Annotated in this window: 12 protein-coding genes; 2 read left to right on the top strand and 10 right to left on the bottom strand. The window is 59.0% G+C overall.

Going from position 1 to position 18,539, the window contains the following annotated elements; genetic code table 11:
• Positions 1 to 12: 12 nt before the first annotated feature.
• The 6 genes from HS122_17615 to HS122_17590 all read right to left on the bottom strand — a co-directional run bounded on the left by HS122_17615 (position 13) and on the right by HS122_17590 (position 8,546).
• Positions 13 to 1,332, bottom strand: a complete 1,320-nt coding sequence (locus HS122_17615) for an MFS transporter (protein ID MBE7540216.1) — start codon at positions 1,330 to 1,332, stop codon at positions 13 to 15.
• A gap of 3 nt (positions 1,333 to 1,335) precedes the next feature.
• Positions 1,336 to 3,285, bottom strand: a complete 1,950-nt coding sequence (locus tag HS122_17610; GenBank protein MBE7540215.1) for an FAD-dependent oxidoreductase — start codon at positions 3,283 to 3,285, stop codon at positions 1,336 to 1,338.
• A complete protein-coding gene (locus HS122_17605) occupies positions 3,282 to 4,457 on the bottom strand; it encodes an exo-alpha-sialidase (protein MBE7540214.1) in 1,176 nt (391 codons plus the stop codon). Before HS122_17605 ends, HS122_17610 begins: the two co-directional genes overlap by 4 nt.
• Positions 4,454 to 5,218 carry an aldolase gene (locus tag HS122_17600; GenBank protein MBE7540213.1) on the bottom strand — a complete coding sequence of 255 codons (765 nt, stop codon included), beginning with the start codon at positions 5,216 to 5,218 and terminating at the stop codon, positions 4,454 to 4,456. The genes HS122_17605 and HS122_17600 overlap by 4 nt, the downstream gene beginning before the upstream one ends.
• Positions 5,219 to 5,394: 176 nt before the next feature.
• Entirely contained in the window at positions 5,395 to 6,249 is an 855-nt protein-coding gene (locus HS122_17595; GenBank protein MBE7540212.1) for a hypothetical protein, read from the bottom strand.
• Positions 6,250 to 6,407: 158 nt separating this feature from the next.
• Positions 6,408 to 8,546: a TonB-dependent receptor gene (locus HS122_17590; GenBank protein MBE7540211.1), complete on the bottom strand. Its 2,139-nt coding sequence runs from the start codon at positions 8,544 to 8,546 to the stop codon at positions 6,408 to 6,410.
• Positions 8,547 to 8,970: 424 nt separating this feature from the next.
• Here HS122_17590 and HS122_17585 point away from each other — a divergent pair, with 424 nt between their 5' ends.
• A complete protein-coding gene (locus HS122_17585; protein ID MBE7540210.1) occupies positions 8,971 to 12,111 on the top strand; it encodes a TonB-dependent receptor in 3,141 nt (1,046 codons plus the stop codon).
• Between the two features lie 84 nt (positions 12,112 to 12,195).
• Here the strand turns inward: HS122_17585 and HS122_17580 are convergent, their stop codons facing one another.
• Genes HS122_17580 through HS122_17570 form a run of 3 tightly spaced genes read right to left on the bottom strand, consistent with a single transcriptional unit; the run spans position 12,196 to position 15,812 of the window.
• On the bottom strand, positions 12,196 to 13,881 hold the full coding sequence (locus HS122_17580) for a gamma-glutamyltransferase (GenBank protein ID MBE7540209.1): 1,686 nt from the start codon (positions 13,879 to 13,881) through the stop codon (positions 12,196 to 12,198).
• Between the two features lie 30 nt (positions 13,882 to 13,911).
• Complete coding sequence (locus tag HS122_17575) at positions 13,912 to 14,511, bottom strand: methyltransferase domain-containing protein (protein MBE7540208.1); 600 nt, start codon at positions 14,509 to 14,511, stop codon at positions 13,912 to 13,914.
• A gap of 14 nt (positions 14,512 to 14,525) precedes the next feature.
• Positions 14,526 to 15,812, bottom strand: coding sequence for a class I SAM-dependent RNA methyltransferase (locus HS122_17570; protein MBE7540207.1), 1,287 nt, complete (start codon positions 15,810 to 15,812; stop codon positions 14,526 to 14,528).
• Positions 15,813 to 16,315: 503 nt separating this feature from the next.
• Between HS122_17570 and HS122_17565 the strand changes: the two genes are divergently transcribed.
• Complete coding sequence (locus tag HS122_17565; GenBank protein MBE7540206.1) at positions 16,316 to 17,140, top strand: RNA methyltransferase; 825 nt, start codon at positions 16,316 to 16,318, stop codon at positions 17,138 to 17,140.
• Here HS122_17565 and ilvA read toward each other — a convergent pair.
• Positions 17,110 to 18,372: a threonine ammonia-lyase gene (ilvA, locus tag HS122_17560; GenBank protein ID MBE7540205.1), complete on the bottom strand. Its 1,263-nt coding sequence runs from the start codon at positions 18,370 to 18,372 to the stop codon at positions 17,110 to 17,112. The two genes, HS122_17565 and ilvA, sit on opposite strands and share 31 nt — an antisense overlap.
• Between the last annotated feature and the right edge of the window lie 167 nt (positions 18,373 to 18,539).

Raw genomic sequence — 18,539 nt, 5'->3', positions numbered from 1 at the left:
TCGTGCGGGCGACTATGAGGAGGCCGATGCGACGCTGGCTGACTCATTCTCCCTTGCCCTATGAATGTCCTCAGCGCCAGTGAAGTGGTAGGCCAGCAGCAGAGCGATTCCCGCGATTACGAACAACACTGCAACGGACGCAAATATTGCCTGTAGTCCAAGCGCGCCTTTGAGGACTCCTGCAAGAAATACTCCGCAGCCACCAATACCCGTGGCGCATGCGTTCATGAGTCCTATCGCCGTTGCCCGCAGATGTTCGGGTACAATTTCGCATAGAATAGGCTTGTCATTGGCCTGACCGATGCCGCGAAACAGTGCAAAAAGTGAAATTGCGATCGCAATGGTAGCGAAGCCGGGGTGAGCCAGGAAAAGAAGGAGTGGTGGTGCTGCTGCGAAATAACAAAAGGCAAATACGAGCAATCGCCGTTCCGTGCGGCGCGAAGCCAGCCGGTCTGAGATCCAACCACCGATCACGATCCCGAGGAGACTGCATGTTTGAAGCATGAATGTTCCCGCAAAACCCGCCTCACCGAGCGACATGTTGAACGAATCGCGGAAAAAAAGCGGGAGCCAGCTGAGAAAAACCCAAATGCCGATGCCCGAAAGTACAGCCTCAAAGAGCAGGAGGTGGTAGGTTCGGACGCGCAAAAGCTGCCGCAGTGCCGGCCACAACTGTGGACGATGGAAAGCTGGCCTGGCAGGCATCGGTCCGACTCCTCCAATCGTGGCCGCTCCCGGCAGGAACCGCTTTGCAAGCATGGCCAGCACGAGGCCCATTGCACCAAACACCAAGAATGATGCGCGCCAGCCCCAGTGTTCTGCGAGAAATCCAGCTGCCGCTCCACCGATCACAACTCCTCCATTAACGCCGATTGAAATCAAACTCATCGCACGTGCCCGGGTCGACAGGGCATGGAACTGCGCAATCAGCGCGTATGCTGCCGGAAGAAAGAGACATTCTGAAACTCCCAGGGCGACGCGCAGGACCAGCAGGGAATTGAACCCCGGAACCAATCCTGTGAGCGCCGTGACAACACTCCAAGCCACGAGACTGAACGTGACCACAGCTGAGCGAGAGAGCCTGTCAGCAAGGACACCGGCAATCGGTGAAAAGACCGCATAGGACCAAAGAAAGAATGAGCCTAGCAAGCCCAGCGCGACGTCGGACAGGCCGAGTTCGCTCCGCAAAGCGGGCAAAACAGTGGACATGGCCGTGCGGTCCGCATAGTTGACAGCCGAAGCAAGGGCTAGGAACACAACCATCCCCCAACGGTCGCTCTTCTCGGGCGTCTGGCATCCGGCCGCAGGCAATGGAAGCGGGTTGGATGTCATCGTTCACACGTCCCGGCCTGTTCCCGCGGCGTAAGCCCGCACCTCCATGATGCGGGCGTGATCAATGCCATTGGTGGAGACAACCACGATGCGCAATGCAACGGCAGGGACAGGCGTGGGAAGCAGGTGCACACGCCTCCGAAGATAATTTCCGTCCACGACAACCAGGCAGCGCCACGATGCTCCGTCATCGCATTCGATCCGGTAGTCGCGCACCGTTTCCGCCTGCGGACGGCCCCATTGCATTGCCGCGGTGTATCCATCCGCCTGTGACAAAGTAAGGTGTCGGTGCTGTCCCGTATCAAACACGAGCTGAATCTCCTGAATCAGGACGACCGATTCCCATCGTATTTCGAGCCAGGCGGGCAAGCCGCATCCTGATTCGCTCATCCACCGGTGTGTCCCCGGGAAAGAACGTCCTGGCGGTGCCTGAGTCACCACGTTGCTGCCTTGGGTGCCTTCAAGCACACTGTTCCACAAATTCTCCGAGCGTGCGCTTGGGATCTCCCGTTCGCGCCCGTGCACAGCGCGGGTTTGGCCGCTTCGAACCTGATGCGCTTCAGCACCCATCTGCTCACTTGATGCCGTGATGCTCGCGGCTGCGCGCACGAGATCGAGTTCATCCTCATTCCGGATGCCAATCAGGTAACAGTCGTCGCGCAACAAGCGCTGCTGAACCTCCCTTACCAGATCCGGCCGGCCTGAGAGCGCCGCCGGTGTCAGTCCGGACCGAATCGCAAAGGCCGCCGCCGTACCCACACCCTGCCCGACGACCGCGCAGGTAGCCATGACCCGCGTGGAGGCAAAGGCAATGTGGGTCGCGGAAATATTGCGTCCGGCAAACATCAGATTGCATGGCCCCTCGGAAATGCAGGCGCGCAGGGGAATGTCGTAGAGAAACGGGAGGTGATGCTGCTCACAGGGAGCGAGGTCGGGTGCATCAATGCCTTCCGGTGGATGCGTGTCGATCGGCCAACCGCCGTAGGCAATGGCGTCGGGAAACGGCCTCGACTCAAACAAATCGGCCTCCGTCAGCACATGGAGGCCGGTGAACCGCCGGCTTTCTCGCTTGCCGGGCAGAAAACCAATCCACTCAAGCGCCCAGTTGGAAGCATCGAGGCCAGACTCGTTCTTAACGTGGTTCCATACCCCCAAAGCAATCGCGAGCAGCTCGTCGCGTATGCGTTCATTGTCCTTGATCGTATCAAGGCATCCGCCCCACTCCACCCACCAATAGCCGTACTCCAATCCCAGATCGGAACCGCTGCGACCAAATGGACGAAGCGTGAAGTGTTCGGGGCGAAACCGACGCACCCAAGGCGGCGCAATGAAGGGCATCGGACGGTCGTGCCTCCGCGCCTGAAACAGAATTGAGGATCCAAGGGTCCTTCGATCCGCGCGCTCGACGGCCAGTGATTCACCAAACTCCTCACGGGATTCCCGCCCGTGCCGAAACGGTGCCCTGGCTTCGAGTCCGAGACGACCGTCTCCGGTGCAATCGACAAAAATCCCTGCGGTGATGCGGATCCGATCCTCGGTCGATGCTCTTGTCGCGAGCACCGAACGCACGACTCCGTCCGAGACCTCCGCTCCGTCAACCGTCGTGTTCAGCAAGACGCGCAGGTTGGGCTCGCGCCTGCATTTGTCGTAGAGAGCGAGATCGAGCATCGCGGCGGATCGCTGCGGGTTGTGAACCGACTGCTCCAGGCGAATTTCCTCGATGATGCCCCCCTCGCGCAATTCGGTCTCGAGGGCAGCGCCTCCCTTCAATCCCGTCGCACCCACCATGTGCATGCGCACCTCGCTTGAGGCGTTGCCGCCGAGCACCGGGCGATCCTGACAAAGGATCACACGCACGCCCAGGCGCGCGGCGGACAGGGCGCAGGCGACACCTGCAGGACCACCACCGGCTACGAGGAGATCACAGTCAAGAACCTGAGTGGGTTCCGTCAACGGACCTCCTCCCAAAGAAATTCGAACTCCATGATCTGCGGGGGCAGTCGGTCGACACCCTTGTAGTCGACAATGCGGAAGAGCGTGCGCCCGCTGCGTTCGAGAAAATAGGGTACGGGGTAGTATCCGTCGGTCACGTTCGCGCGCTCCGCATTGTCGAGAATTACCGCCTTCTCAACTGTGAGCGCAACGGGATCCAAGCGAAAGAGGCAGAGTTTCATGGCCGCAGGAAATGTCGGCCCGCCGCCCGATGGCGTGGCACTGCTGACCAAAGTCACGTGTTCGGTCCAGTTGCGGCCCATTAGATAGTAACGCCCATCACGCATGAAGAGTCGTGGTCGCCCGACATAGCCCGTTATGTAATCATGGGTTCCCGTAAGATCCACCTGGCGTCGCAGCTTGAAGTCATTGGTCGTGAAGTGGAGCCGCGCGCGATTGTCGTAGCCCCGGGTGGCCACGAGAAAGCCGTCAGCGTAGCGGACAAAGGAGCTCTCGTTGATCGGGAGATCACCAAACTCACGCGATAGATTCCTGACAAATTTCCAATTCCGGCCGCTGTCCTCTGAGCGCAGAATCGCCACCTGGCCAGCCTTCGGGCGCGGAGCATGCACGGAGTAGCCCCCCGCAAGATTGCTGAAACTCATGGCCAGCATCCAGGTGGTCGTGCCTTCCACCACGAATTCGAAGGGGTACCCGTACTCCACACCATCAATCAAGCCGACCCGTGCAAGCGGACCGTAGGTCTTTCCTCCGTCCGATGAGCGCGTGTAGCGCATACCGATGCGGGTGGTTTCGGTCTGCTTTTCCTGTGCGTCAATGTAACTGCCAATATCCCCGTTTGGAAAACGCACCCATTCGCCCATCTGCATTATCATTCCGTCCAGCCGCGCAGTGACTGGGCCGGGAGTCACCGCATCGGTCAGCTTGTCGATCCTAACCGTATCGATCTCTGCGCCGGGATCTCCACCATGAGCCTGCCCGCGCTTGAAGGAGACAAGCACCTCATCGCCAAGATCAACCAGATCCGGAAACGCGAGATAGTGTCGCGGCTCATTCGCAACTGACGCCACGATCACCCGAGTCTGATGGTGTTGGGCTGTGGCGAGGTCAACGCCAGCCACAAGCTGTGGCGCTGCCAAGGCATACAGAATGGCGAAGTGTGTTGAGTTCATTGCTTACAAGCGGTCGCCAACGCTTGATTAAGGCCAGCCATCACACCCCGATAGTCGCTGAAAACATTAAAGAATGAATATCCGAGAGCACGGTATTTTTCGACCTGCTCCGCGGCACACGGGATGCCTGCAACCTTGCCGTGGCGTCGGCATACAGCACCAACCTCACGAATCACCGCGAACACCTCCGGGGAGTCGATGGAGCCGAATTTGCCAAGGCCGAGCGATAGATCACCCGGGCCAATAAAGAGAACATCAACATTCGGAATAGACGCGATCTCCTCAAGATGCGGCACCACCTCCTGCTCTTCAATCTGAACCACAAGCATCGTTTCCCGGTTGGAATGCGCAAAATATTCCGCCGGTTTTGCGCGACCAAATGCTGAATCTGGATGAATCGCATCACAACCCCGTTTGCCTTGGGGAGGAAACTTGATCATGTTGACGCAATTCCGAACTTCATCAGGATCCAGCACTCGAGGGATCATCACTCCGGAAGCGCCACTCTCAAGGACTGAAATCACGTCTGTATAACTCGACGGTTTCAACCGTATGATTGCATCCGCTCCTCCCAGGCGACAGGCTTGAATCAGGCCGTGCAGCGTATCAGGGGATATTCGTTTGTGCTCCAGACAGATCCAAATTCCGTCGAGTCCAGCCGAAGCCATTAGCTCAACGAGTTCGGGATCCTGAAAACACGCCTTTGCGGTGAATACTGCTTCACCACGAGCCATCTTTCGTTTGCACCGTGAACTTATCATGGAAAAGTTTGAGAGGCATGATCAGACTTGCGCATCGATAAGCGCAATTGACACGCGCCCGCATGCCTCCTTCAGAAGCTTTCGATTTGAAAGCATATCTGACGAATGGATTGTATTAGATGGGCCCCTCATGCCATCTTGATTTTACTGCATGGAACGGAACGAGACAATTGCATTTATGGTTTGGCTGCAATAGCCTCATGAAACCATATACGAAGATTGTGGCGGGCTGGAATATCATACAGAACCCAGCGATCGGTATGATTACGAATGGGCACAAGTTGAAACCGAAAGTTGGAGAGGGATCGTCCTGTACCTGCCAGATAGTTTATTGTATCAACTATCGTGTAGGTTTCTGGTGTGACATCATAGACTTCATGACTGACAAAGACCCGGCGGTTGCCCAATCGTTCGAGCCGTTCGCGCGCAGCTGCACGATCACTGCCGGCATACGGCCATGCCCGGGCTCCGTCGTAATGACTGGCCGCAAAAAAGCCCCGCCAGATCCCGGCAATCTCTTCATCGTGGAGACCTATGAAGTTGCAGGCAATGGCTCCACGAGAAAAGCCACAGAGAAATACTGCCGTCGGATCGCCTCCATACTTCGAGCAAATGTACGCCACAGCCTCCTTGCAGAACGCTACGGTCACATCAACATTGCCCCACCATTGGAGCGCATTTTCATGCTTCGTCTCATCAACAAATGGAAGACAGATCCAAATGCTTCCCTTGCCGCCAGAAATGCCGAAACCGAGATTACAGTCCTCCACTCGCCCGGTGCAAATGTCGCCGTGCTTGCTGCGATAATTTCCATTCCCCGGATATTCGACAATGACCGGGAAGGTGTGCCCGTGCTTCCAGTCAATCGGCAGATACAGAGAGAAGTATACCGAAGTCCCTCGCCACTTGGGAAGCGTAGTTCGGACCCGACGCCCTGCAGCAGGTTCATCCTCGCTTATCTCAGGGCTCTCCAAATCCGGATGGAGCGAAGATATGTCAGGATAGCCGATATTGATTTTGCCGGCAGGAATAGCGCCCCCTTGGGCCGAAGGCGTGGCCCACAATGCAAGACCCTCATCCAGCATGACGACAAAGGCCATGGATACCGCGAGCAGCCAACGGCAATTCGCAATCGGACTTGCTGTCGTATTTGGCAAGTGCCACCTATTGCTGATGCAGGAAGGAGCTCTTAGAATAGGCATGCGACACGCAGCTTAATAAGTCTCTCCGGGCCCGTAAGGAATAGGTTGCGGTTAATTCCGCGGGCCAGATACCACTTGTCGCTAAGATTGGAGACATTCAAGCTGACCCGATACCGACGCCACGAATACTGTGCAAAGGCGTCCATGGTGGTTACAGCGGGAAACATCACCTCATTGCCCACTTCGCCGGGAACCTTCCCTTTTCGATTTGCACCGAGTCCAACAACAAATCCCTTTAAGGCGCCGTTTTGGAACTTGTAGCGTGTCCAAAGAGCACCGGTGTATTCCGGTGCATTGCGCGGCAAAAGTTTCGTAGGCAACGAAATATCCATCTTGGCTCCACTGAGCATGAGATCCCATCCAGGCAACATGTTAAGAATCAGATCAGCCTCGGCACCCTTGGTTATTTGTTGCGCCAACTGAACTCGGTATCCAGCGGATGCCATGTCTGGATCTGGGTGAAGACCAATAATTTGTTTAAGGCGGAGATCAAATATGGACACGGTAGCTGTAATGCGACCTTCGTGAAGCGCTGTCTTCAATCCAATTTCATTTACAACACCTGTAGACGGCTTGAACGTTGATCCATCCGGATTTGCGCCAAAATTGGCGGTGAAAGTCTCAGAATAATTATAGAACAACGAGAAATCCTGCCGTGGTTTCCAAACAACACCGCCTTTGTAGGTCCAGTTGTCCCCACTGTTTCGCGCTCCCTTGAAACCGGTCAACAAGCTGTCCGCATGTGAACGATACTTGTCAAATCGCGCACCGGCGACAAACTGCAACTTGTCCCCAGCCAGCCGGATGTGGTCGTGAAATGAAAGACTCTGATTTTCACCCCTGCTGTTTGTCTTGGATGTCAGGCGTGGATTTACTGGCGTCAAGTAGTTGTAAGTCGGAGTATAGATATCGAGCGCAGGAGGAGCATTGTGCGTGACAACGCTCGCTTCATTGTTGAGTTCAAAGTGCTGCCCGATAAACAGAAGCTTGTGATTAGTTGGCCCAATATTGAAATTATATATTGACTCCAAGGCAACGGTCTTGTCGCTGTCATAGTTAGTGGCAAAGCGCGACGTGCGATTCATCAGTCGATTATTAATCTGCATTCCCGCGGCAAATATATCATACACGTCATGATCCCAAAAGTTCATATAGCCAGCAAGGCGCAACGACCATTCGGGTACGGGCTGTGCCTCAATAGAGGCAAAAACAGCTCTTTTGTCATTTTCGTTATATGCCCATGGATCCGTAAATGTGAAGTCGCGGGGAAGAAGGCCGAATGTAGTGGCAGCCCCACGCCCAAAGGGCTGAAGTTCTGCATTGTCACTCCAGTGCTTGAATCCCTTTTCGTGAAGGAATTCCCCGGTAAGTTTCACCTGGACATTCTTCCAAGGACGCCAAGCAATCATGGGATCCACATTCCAACGTCTGAACCACGAAAAGCGGGTATTCACTCCATTGTTGAGATCCTCATCCCGGACGACACCGATGATTCGGTAGGCGAAATGCTTGTTGAGCGGAGCGGTATAATCAACCTCTGCTTTCTTTTGCGAATGATTACCATAGGTTAGCGCGAGCTCCCCAGCGGGCTTCCATTGCGGTGACTTTCGCACGCGGTTAAGTACTCCGCCAGTTGCATGCGAGCCATACACAATTGCGGATGGGCCTTTCAGGACCTCAAGCCGTTCGAACAGGAATGGCTCCGCACCAGCCTGACTTTGATTTTGGTTGTCGGCAAATCCATCTGTATACTGACTTCGCACGACATAGCCGCGAATCATCACACTATCGCCCACGTTTGATTCAATCGCCACGCCACTGATGTATTTCAAAACATCATACAGTTCGCTGGCCATCGCATCGCGCAAGAACTCTTGATTGATGACGGCTACCGCCTGTGGTGTGTCGATAAGGGCTGTATTGGTGCGGGTGACGCCTATTGCGTTCGTGGTTGCGTACCCTACATCCTTCTCTGCTGAGACAGTAAACTCGGAAAGCCGGATAACCTCTTCATCGGGTGAGGCTGCAGCTTGTGCAAAGATGGACGGAGGCAGGACTAAATAGCAGCAACCAAACATGCCAAGCAAACGAAGGAAGTGGCAACACTGTGGATATGGAATATTCATGTGGGATAGGAATGTTGAAGCCGACCTTGGAGATTCCGACTTCGAGGAAGGCAGGGCGAGTCAATGCAAGGGTCAACTGAGGTAAGAAGTTATCGTGACCGAGAAATCGGTGTTACGCAACAACTGAGTTAAATTACGAAGTTCCATCAGACCCGGAATGTCAATAGAATTGGGAGCTCAAATGGGCACAAAGATTGGGCGAATGCAGATGAAAACTTTTTTTCGGAAATCCACGAAGTAGTGGAATTCTTGCCTAGAGCTTATCGGTGTTGCGTAACATGGAATCCATGATTCATCGAGCGAGCCCAGCAAATCTTATTCAAACACGCCGGCGAGTTTCCCATGCATTTTGGTCATCGACGAAATATGTCCGTTTTGGTCAATTCCGGGCATGTTCCCGAGTACTCAACCCAACACCACACCTATGCGAGCGCTCAAACTGATCACCTGTCTGGGTGCATGCGTGGCGCTTGCCGTCACACTGCCCGCCCAGCAAACGCCGCAGCAACCGGCCGATCAAGCCATTCAACTGGAGGCCTTCACCGTGACTGGCTCCAACGTGAAACGCCTGGAATCAGAAAACGTCCTGCCTGTCACCCAGTTCACCCTGGATGAAATCGACCTGCGGGACGCCTCGCAGACATCGGACCTCCTGATGGCCCTGCCCCAGGTCACCGGACTTCCCGGCAACGAAACGGCGACACTGGGCGCCACCGCCCGCGGCGACAACGCCACCGTGTCGCTGCGCGGCATTCCCTCCAGCAACACGCTGATCCTGCTCAACGGCCGGCGCCTGCCGCCCCACCCCATCAGCCAGGGTGAAGCCGGAGTGCCCACACTCTCAACGAATGTGAATGTGCTCCCCAATCGCGGACTTGACCGCATCGAGGTCCTCCGCGACGGCGCATCGTCGATCTATGGCACCGACGCGGTCGCCGGTGTCATCAACACCATCACGCAACGCAACTTTGCCGGGACCGAACTCGTCCTCCGCTATGGAGAAACGGAGGACGGCGATGGACGCGAGGTGCGCGCGACGCTCACGCATGGCCTCAAGTTCCACAACGGACGCGGACGCGCCATGGTCGTCCTTGATCTCTATGACAGGGATCCGATCTACGCGCGGGATCGCGCCTTTTCCGCAGAGGCCGATCATTCCGCACGAGCGCCAGCTCCCTGGAATGTGTCCACGGACACCACCTTCAACGCCCGCTCTGCCACAAGCGAGTTCGGCAACTTCATCATGGGCACGCTCACCGACGGCGTGTTCAAGACAGGGCGCACGGCCGGCATTCCCTCGTCGCTCGCCGCAACCAGCGGGCAGTTCTACCTGGTACCGACCGCAACCGGCGTGGGTTTCCAGACTTCCAGCCCTTCCCGCGCAGGAATCACCAGCACGTATTATTGGAACAACAACACCTATCGCGTGATTCAACCGCAAAGCACGCGCGGCAATCTGTATCTGAATGGTGAATACGACCTGGGCTCAAATCTCACCGCGTTTGCCGAGTGGAGCCAGTACCAGGCGCGCTCCGTCACCATTCGCGAACCCGACGGCATCACCCAGTCCACCGATGGCGACATCATCGTTCCCGCGACAAATCCCTTCAATCCGTTCGGCACGCGGTTCTGGAGTCCAACAGGAGCTCCAAACGCCGATGGCACGCCGCGCCTCACGGGCACGCCCGCGGCGGTGCGCATCACCAACAAGCGCCTGACCGATCTCGCGGACCGCACCGCCGAAATCAACACCTCGGTCTATCGCGGCGTGGCGGGAATTCGCGGACGGTTCTTCGACTCCTGGACCTGGGAGGCCGCCGGCCTCTGGAGCGCCGCACGTGTGAAGGACGACGAAATGGGACCGAGCCGGAAGAGCCTGCTCAAGGATGCAATCAACCAAACCGACCCCGCACGCGCCTTCAATCCGTTCACGCGAAGTTTTGCCATCCAGAACAACACGCTCGTCGTCACGGGCCCCTACATCAATCCCGAGTCCGTTCAGAATACGTTCCGTTCGCACTTTATCCGGGAGGGCCTGACTGAACTGAGAAGCATTGACCTGCGGGCAGCCGGCAACGTCACTGAAATCTGGGCGGGCAATGTCATCGGTGCCGCGCTCGGTGCCGAATATCGTTACGAATCCTTTGCAGACACCCGACCCCCGTTCGCCGGTCTCAATCCCCCGGATTCCGGACTGGATCCGACCGCAAATGACTTCCTGGGTTTCTCGCCCAATTCCGACACGCATGGCAAACGGCAGGTCGCCGCCGCCTACGTGGAGGGGCTTTTCCCGCTCGTCGGCAAGGGCAACCGCCTCCCGCTTGTGGAGTCCTTCGAGATTTCAGCCTCAGCCCGGTATGAAAGCTACACGGACTTCGGCGACACAACGAAACCCAAGTACGGCTTCAGTTGGAGGCCACTCCCCTCCGTTCTTGTGCGCGGTTCCTACAACGAGGGCTTCCACGCGCCCAACCTGGCGCAGCTTTTCACGGGCACGCTCATCCGGACCGCAACCAACTCCACCGACTCCTACCGCAGCATCGTGACGGGACAACCCACCGACGGCGCCTCGAACCGGCGCAGCATCGCGGCGGGTAATCCGGACCTCGATCCAGAGGAATCGCGTGGAAAGTCCGCAGGCATTGTCATTGATGTGCCAAAGATGCGCGGCCTTTCCGTCGGCATTGACTACTGGGAAATCCGGCAGCGCAACGTGATCGCCTCCTCCGGTTCAATCGCGGACGACACAGCGGCACTCCAAGCCGCCACGCAGGCGGCCCTTGCCGCGGGCCAGAGCATCAACCAGATCGACCTCGGTTCCGGCACTCCAGGCTACAAGGGCGATGGCGCGATCGTCCGCCTGCCCGTGACCCAGGCGGACCGCGACGCATTCGCCGCCTACAATGCCGGCCGCCCGCCCTCGAGCCAGCGGGCTGTTGTCGGCGCGATCGAATACATTCGCACCACGTACTTCAATCGTTCGCAGGAATTCGTGAACGGGTTCGACTTTGACGTCACCTACCGCCTGCCCCGGATGGATGTTGGTCGTATTGTCCTGAACACCAACTGGACCTATCTCAACGACTTTCACACCTACGTGAGCAACGGCGCGCCGCGCACGGAATTGCGCTGGACCAATTCGACCAATGTGGGTGGCGCGACCCCAAAATGGCGGGGAAGCGCGACGGTCACCTGGAAGCGCAACAACTGGAGCGCGGGCCTGTCCGCCTACTACATCGGCAACTATTCCGACGTGGGCGCAACGACCTCCCTGGCGACCTATGAATCCCTGGGCTCTCCAAGCTACATCAAGCCGGTGTTCAACAACGGCGCCAACAGCTACCGGTTCATCGTTGATGACTCGATCAGCTTCAACGCCAACATCTCCTATCGATTCATGAGGAACGACTCCTGGCTGAACGACACGACAGTCCGGCTGGGAGTCGTCAATCTGACGGACGAAACACCGCCGCTGACATCGGATTCGCGGGGATATGAGACCGGCGTCTACAATCTGATGGCCCGCGGGCGCACCTATTCGCTCCAGATTACCAAGCGGTTCTGACCGAAGACGCATCGCACAAGCTTCAAGCCGGCTCCCCCCGGGGCCGGCTTTTCATTTGGGAAGGAAAAGAGTTTCCGCCCAGCGTCAGTTGCCTCCGACGGCTGCATTGGTGCGCCGCGGGTCCGCATAACCCACGCGCATGCCGTCGGGTTTGATCGCGATGGCGTTGATGCCTCCAAATTGCCGGCCCGTTCCCGGCTCCTCGGGAAGATTCACCTGCCAGCCCTCGGCCTGAAGGCCGCGCACCACAACCGGATCGAGTGACTTCTCAGCCTCAACGGCGTCTCGTTTTGATTTGTCAAAGGGGCTGTACCAATGGATGCGTGTATCGCCTATCGCGTCCTCGATCGACCGGTGAAACACCAGGTTGTCGATCAACACCTGGAGGATTGCGGTCGGAATGCGTGACGAACCGGGTATGCCGAGGGCAAGCACCGGCTTGCCGCCGCTCAGAACGATCGTGGGCGCAATCGTGCTGCGCGGACGACGGCCGGGAGCGAGGGCATTCGGACTGTGCGCATCATTGTAGGCAAAATTGCTCATGGAGTCGTTCATCACGACACCGGCAGCGGCGACACCCGCGCCAAAATGAAGGCTCTGCGACTGCGTCGCGCAAACGATGTTTCCATCCGCATCGGCGACGACGAAATGCGTCGTGCACGCCAGCAGCGAATCCACCTCCGAAACACCCGCCACCTTGCGTTTCCTGCCGAGCACGCGCTCGCGCAAGGCGGCAATTTCCCCGGGACTCACCATGCGGTCGAAAGCCGCCTGGGATTCGACTGTGTCACCAATTTCACGCTGCACCATCGCATGCGCCTCCCTCCAGAATCGTCCGACCAGGTCGATGTTGGCCGCCGTGCGAAGCGGCGGGGTCAGTTTCTCCGCTTCGAGTCCCTTGAGAATTATCATGAAAAGCGACGCTCCCGTGGTGGGTGGAGGTCCGCCAAGTAGGTGATATCCCCTGAAATCGATGGCTATGGGTTTGGTTACGCGCGCGGCATAACTTTCCAGATCCTCATGCGTCAAAAGCCCCCCGCCCTTTCTCGACGCTTCGACCAGCGCCGCCGCCACCGTCCCCCGGTAAAAGCCATCGGCACCGTCGCGGGCGAGGTGCTCCATGGTGCGGGCAAGATCATGATTCGGAAGGCGGGAGCCGATCTGCGGGAGATCTCCATTCGGCAGAAACAGCCTCGCCAGCGTACCGTCCCCGCCGCGCAGCTTGTCCAGCCGCTCTTCGAATAGCAGCCGCGATTTCGGCAGGACGGTGAAACCCGCGTCTGCCAGTGCAATCGCAGGTGCGACCGTTTGCGCCCAAGGGAGTTTTCCCCAGCGTGAATGCGCGGTGAAGAGGCCCGCGGCAAGACCTGGAGTGCAAACCGACGACCATCCGTCGAAGCGGGATTTTTCCGGACGGCGGCGATACTTGTCGGGCACCAGCGAACGACTTGCCTGGTCCATGGCATCGACAGCGTGCGTCTCGCCTGTGCGCCCATCGAAATACAGCAGCATGAGTTTGCCCCCAAGACCTGATCCATAGGGCTCCGCGACTCCAAGTGTGAGCGAAACGGCAACAGCCGCGTCGATCGCATTCCCACCCGCGCGGAGAATGCCGTCACCCGCTGCCGCCGCCTCCGGGTGGCCGGCCACCACCATCGTGCGGCTTGCAGAGACAGGTTTGACAAGGACCGGCACCTCGCCGCGCACAAAGACGGCGGCGATGCCGGAAAGAACGATAAGCCGGAGGGAATGGCGCGGGAGTTTCATCATGATCGCAACAGGTGTTGCCGGATGCTGCCGCTACGCGCGGCGGTGCGCAATGAGCGACTGATAGGAGGGCGCGCGCGACTGAAAGACGGTCGTGAATTCAAAGGGCCATGCCTTCACATCCGGGGCGAGGCTCCAGCGCGGATGCGATTCGATCACGGACCTCGCCTCCTCGAAATAGGGAGCGTAGTCCGTGCGAAAGTGCAACGGTGCACCCGGGAGGGAATGCGATGCCAGGCTTTCGAGAAACTCAGGCTGGACAAGCCGGTTCTTCCAGTGACGGCGCTTGGGCCAGGGATCGGGAAACAGGACAAAAATCGAAGCAATTGCCACGGAATCCGGCAGGACTGCGAGGAGGTCATCCGCGGATGCGTGCAGGAACGCGAGGTTGCCCAGCCGCGCCCTGTCCTTCTTGCGGGTGCCACGGCGAACCCGATCGCTCATGAGGTCCACACCGAGGCAGAACCTGTCCGGATGCGCCGCGGCATAGGCTTCAAGAAAATGCCCATGACCGCAGCCGATTTCGAGGGTGATGCGGCGATGCCCGGCAACCAGCGGAAGCAATGCCGCGCGCACCTCCGCGCGACGCTGCTCGTTCAGCCGCCGGTAGTCGGGAGTGACGACTTCCTCCATGTCGCTGCGTCCTTTCATGGTTTCATGAGCGTGACCACGCATTCGAGATGCCGCGTCTGCGGAAACAGATCGAACGGCTGGACGCGTTTCAGCGCGTAACCCGCGGCGATGAACTCCTTCAGATCGCGCATCTGCGTGGCGGGATCGCAGGACACATAGACCACCGCCCGCGGACTGTAGTTGAAAAGTTGTGACAGGAACGTTGCGTCGCACCCCTTTCTCGGCGGATCGATGACCACGACGGTGTCCGCCGGCGGGAACGCGAGTCCGTCAAAGATCCGTGCGGCATCACCGGCGATGAACCGGACATTGGCAATGCCGTTGGACACCGCGTTCCCGCGTGCAAAAGCGACGCTGCTTTCACTGACCTCCACGCCCGCAACCTGCGCGAACGCGGATGCGCTCGCGAGGGCAAACAGACCGCTTCCGCAGTAGCCGTCCACCAGGTGGCTCGCCCCGCAGTCAGCGGCCTGTTCGCGCACGTACCGGGTAAACTCGGGGAGAATGAAGGGATTGTTCTGGAAAAAATCACGGGCGAGAAAACGGAGCCTGAGGCTGCCGACGGTTTCGACGATGACGGCGTCGAAGTCGGTTGTCACCTCGCCGGAAGCCTCCCGCAGCAGGAGAGTCGCCCCGCGCTGGTAGCCACCCGCCGCCGCTCTTGCGCGCACCTCCGCCCGAAGCGCATGCAGCCGGTCGTTGATGGCGTCGGTCGCGATCAGGCACCGTGGCACGTCAACAATGTCGAAGCGTGTCCCCTGCCTCAGGAATCCAATCGGCAGCGCCCTGTCCTGGTCGGCGGCGGCATCGCCCGGGACTTCCGGGACCTGTCGCGGGGTGGCGAAATGCGGGGTGATCTTGGAGCGGTAGCCCCACTGCCGGGGCGAGGCGATGGTGGGTTCAACCGGAAAGTCGATCCCCGCCATGTGGCGCAGCAGCTCCTCCACCTGGCGCCGCTTCCAGGCGAGCTGTGCGTTGTATTCAAGGTGTTGATACTGACATCCGCCGCACCTGCCGAAGAGCGGACACTGCGCCGCGACGCGATCGGGTGACGGTTTGAGGACCTCGAGCAGATCAGCCTCTGAAAAATTCCTGTGATTGCGAAAAACCCGGGCCCGCACCCGTTCGCCCGGAAGCGTAAAAGGCACCATGACCACCCAGTTGTCCAGCCGTCCCTGAGGGTGGTCGATCGAGACGCGCCCCAGCCCTGACCCCAGGTTCGTCAACGTGGCTATCTCCAGCTCGATCTCCTGGTGGTAGGAAAACGGATGGTCATTCGGCTTCCGGTTCTTCTTTCGCACGCAGTCCACGTTCTAGCGAAGAAAGCGCTCCAGCAATGGTTAAAAGCCCATGTCATCGTTGCGCTGTACCGCGATGCGCGTCCCCTGGTCACGACGGAGCGTGCCCCTCCAGTTGGGAAGAGTTCAACTCTCCTCTGCCTGACTTCCGACCTCTGAACTCTGACCTCTGGCTTCTCCGCGTGCTCCGCGTCTCCGCGTGAGACTCTTCCGGTGGCGTTCCGCAACGCGCGTCCCCAGGTCACGACGGGGCGTGCCCCTCCATTTGCAAAGTTCTCCCCGTCGCTCTGCCTTCGCGTCTTCGTGTCTTCGCGCGAAACAATCTGACTTCCGTCCTCTTCTTTCTGCACTTGGCCTGAAGTCAGGAGCTGACTGCGGGCTGGAAGCCCGAGCCACACCGCGACCCCGCTTTCCTCGCTCCCCATCCGGATTCGGTCCGTGGTTCCCCTTCCGATGCCGTTTGCGCCATTGCATCGGATCGATGCCTGGTCAGCGTAAGTCTTTCTGTGGAACTTCCGCCCGAAAAGATCACCAGCCTCCAGAACCCGCGGATCAAACAGCTCGTCAAGCTGCGTGACAGGCGGCCTCGCGACGAGGCCGGGGTCTTTCTGGTCGAGGGATTCCGCGAAATCCGCCGTGCGCTGGACAAAAAGGTCGCGCTGTCGGAAGTATACTTCTCCCCCGATTGGTTCATGGGGGAAAATGAACGCAGCCTTCTTGAAAGCGCGCGCGCGGCTGGGGCGCGTTTGTTTGAGCTGAGCAGGGAGGCCTTTGCAAAGGTCGCCTATCGCGAACGTCCCGACGGCCTGCTCGCGGTCGCACCGCAATGGAAACGCTCGCTCAACGATCTGCATCTTCCCAAGGAACCGTTCCTGCTCGTCGTCGAGGCGATCGAAAAGCCCGGCAATCTCGGAACGATCCTGCGCAGCGCGGACGCCGCCGGGTGCGATGCCGTCATTGTGTGCGACCCGGTGACCGACCTCTTCAATCCAAACGTCGTCAGGGCGTCGACGGGCGTCATCTTTTCCGTGCCGTGCCTCATTTCAACAAGCGCGGAGGTGCATGCCTGGCTGAAGCAGCATGGCATTCGGACGGTCGCCACCACACCGGCGGCCGAGGCGCTCTACTCGGACAGCGATCTTCGCGGTCCGCTTGCAGTGGTGATGGGAAGCGAGCAATATGGCCTGAGCGAATTCTGGCTGCGCGAGGCGGATCTGCCCGTTCGCATACCGATGGCCGGCCAGGCGGACTCCCTCAACGTGGCAATGGCGACGATCATCACGCTGTTCGAGGCGGTCCGTCAGCGCGGGCCGCGCTCCGGTTTGAGCTGAAAGCCCGCCCGGCGCAGCGCCCGCCTGAGTGCGACGACGTGCTGGTGGTCACGCGTCTCCACCGTGCAACTGCACGTGACGGCACTGACATCGGGCCCGCTGAATGCCCGGTCATGGGCAATGTCCTTGATGCTCGCGCCAGCCTCGGCGATCACCCGCGCCAGCGCGGCCAGGCCGCCCGGGCGGTCGCTGATCACGGCGCTGAACCGTGCGATCCGACCATCAGCGACGAGCCCGAGTTCGATGACGCGGCTAAGGACCGCGGGGTCGATGTTTCCTCCGCAGATCGTGAGGGCGACGCGTTTTCCAGCCAGTTCGGGAAGTTTACCCGCAAGAAAAGCCGCGAGAGGCGCCGCGGCTGCGCCTTCAACGACGGTTTTTTCAAGTTCGGCCATGCGCAGAATGGCGAGGGCAATGGCATCCTCACGCACACTGACCACCTTGTCGACGCGTGACCGTGCGAGTTCGAAGGCGCGTGCACCGACTTTCAAAACCGCCAGGCCGTCGGCGAGTGTTGACTTTCTCGGAATCGCGACGGGCTGACCCGCCTTGAGAGCGGCGGCAAAGCTACAGGTGGCGATGCTTTCGACGCCGATGACCTGAACTTTGGGCTTCAGCGCTTTCACCGCCACGGCAATACCCGCGATCAGACCCGCGCCGCCGATCGGGCACACGATGGCGTCGAGATTGGGAACCTGCCGGAGAATCTCCAGGCCGGCTGTCCCCTGCCCTGCGATGATGGCCGGATCGTCGAAGCCATGTATGTAACGTGCGCCGTCTTTTGCGACGATCGCATCAGCTGCGGCACGAGCTTCGGCGAAGTCCCGGCCTGCGATGATCACACGTGCGCCGAGTCGTTCGCAGGTGGTCCGCTTGATGAGCGGAGCGTATTCCGGCATCACGACTGTCACGCGGATGCCAAGCAGCCGACCGTGATAGGCCAGCCCGAGCGCATGATTGCCCGCGCTTGCAGCCACAACGCCCCGTTTTCTGGCGGAGGAAGGGAGCATCGCCAGCGCATTGCGCGCGCCGCGTTCCTTGAATGACCCGGTGCGCTGAAGGTTGTCGAGCTTGCAGAAAATGCGCGCACCAGTGACCTCGCTCAACGCGATCGATTCCGGGCAGGGAGAAGCAATCACAGCACCCTTGATGCGCCTGGCAGCGGCACGGATGGCGCTCAAGGACACCTGCGAAGCGGAACTGCTGGACTCGCGGTCGGGGGCTTGAGTCATGGGTTCAGTAGCTGACAGGCCTGCACCGAAACTCCAATGGATATTTTTGCACAGACGCCGACTTGAAGAAGCCGGTGAAGGGCCAGGCGAAGGCCGGTTTTATATAACGCATGCGACCCATCGAGAGTGAAGCAGGCTTCCTGAAGCTTCCGCGGCAGTTGATAATA

This window comes from Opitutaceae bacterium, assembly GCA_015075305.1.
GTDB lineage: Bacteria > Verrucomicrobiota > Verrucomicrobiia > Opitutales > Opitutaceae > UBA6669.
Note: the sequence above shows the minus strand (reverse complement) of the source record. Positions and strands in the feature narration are given on the sequence as shown.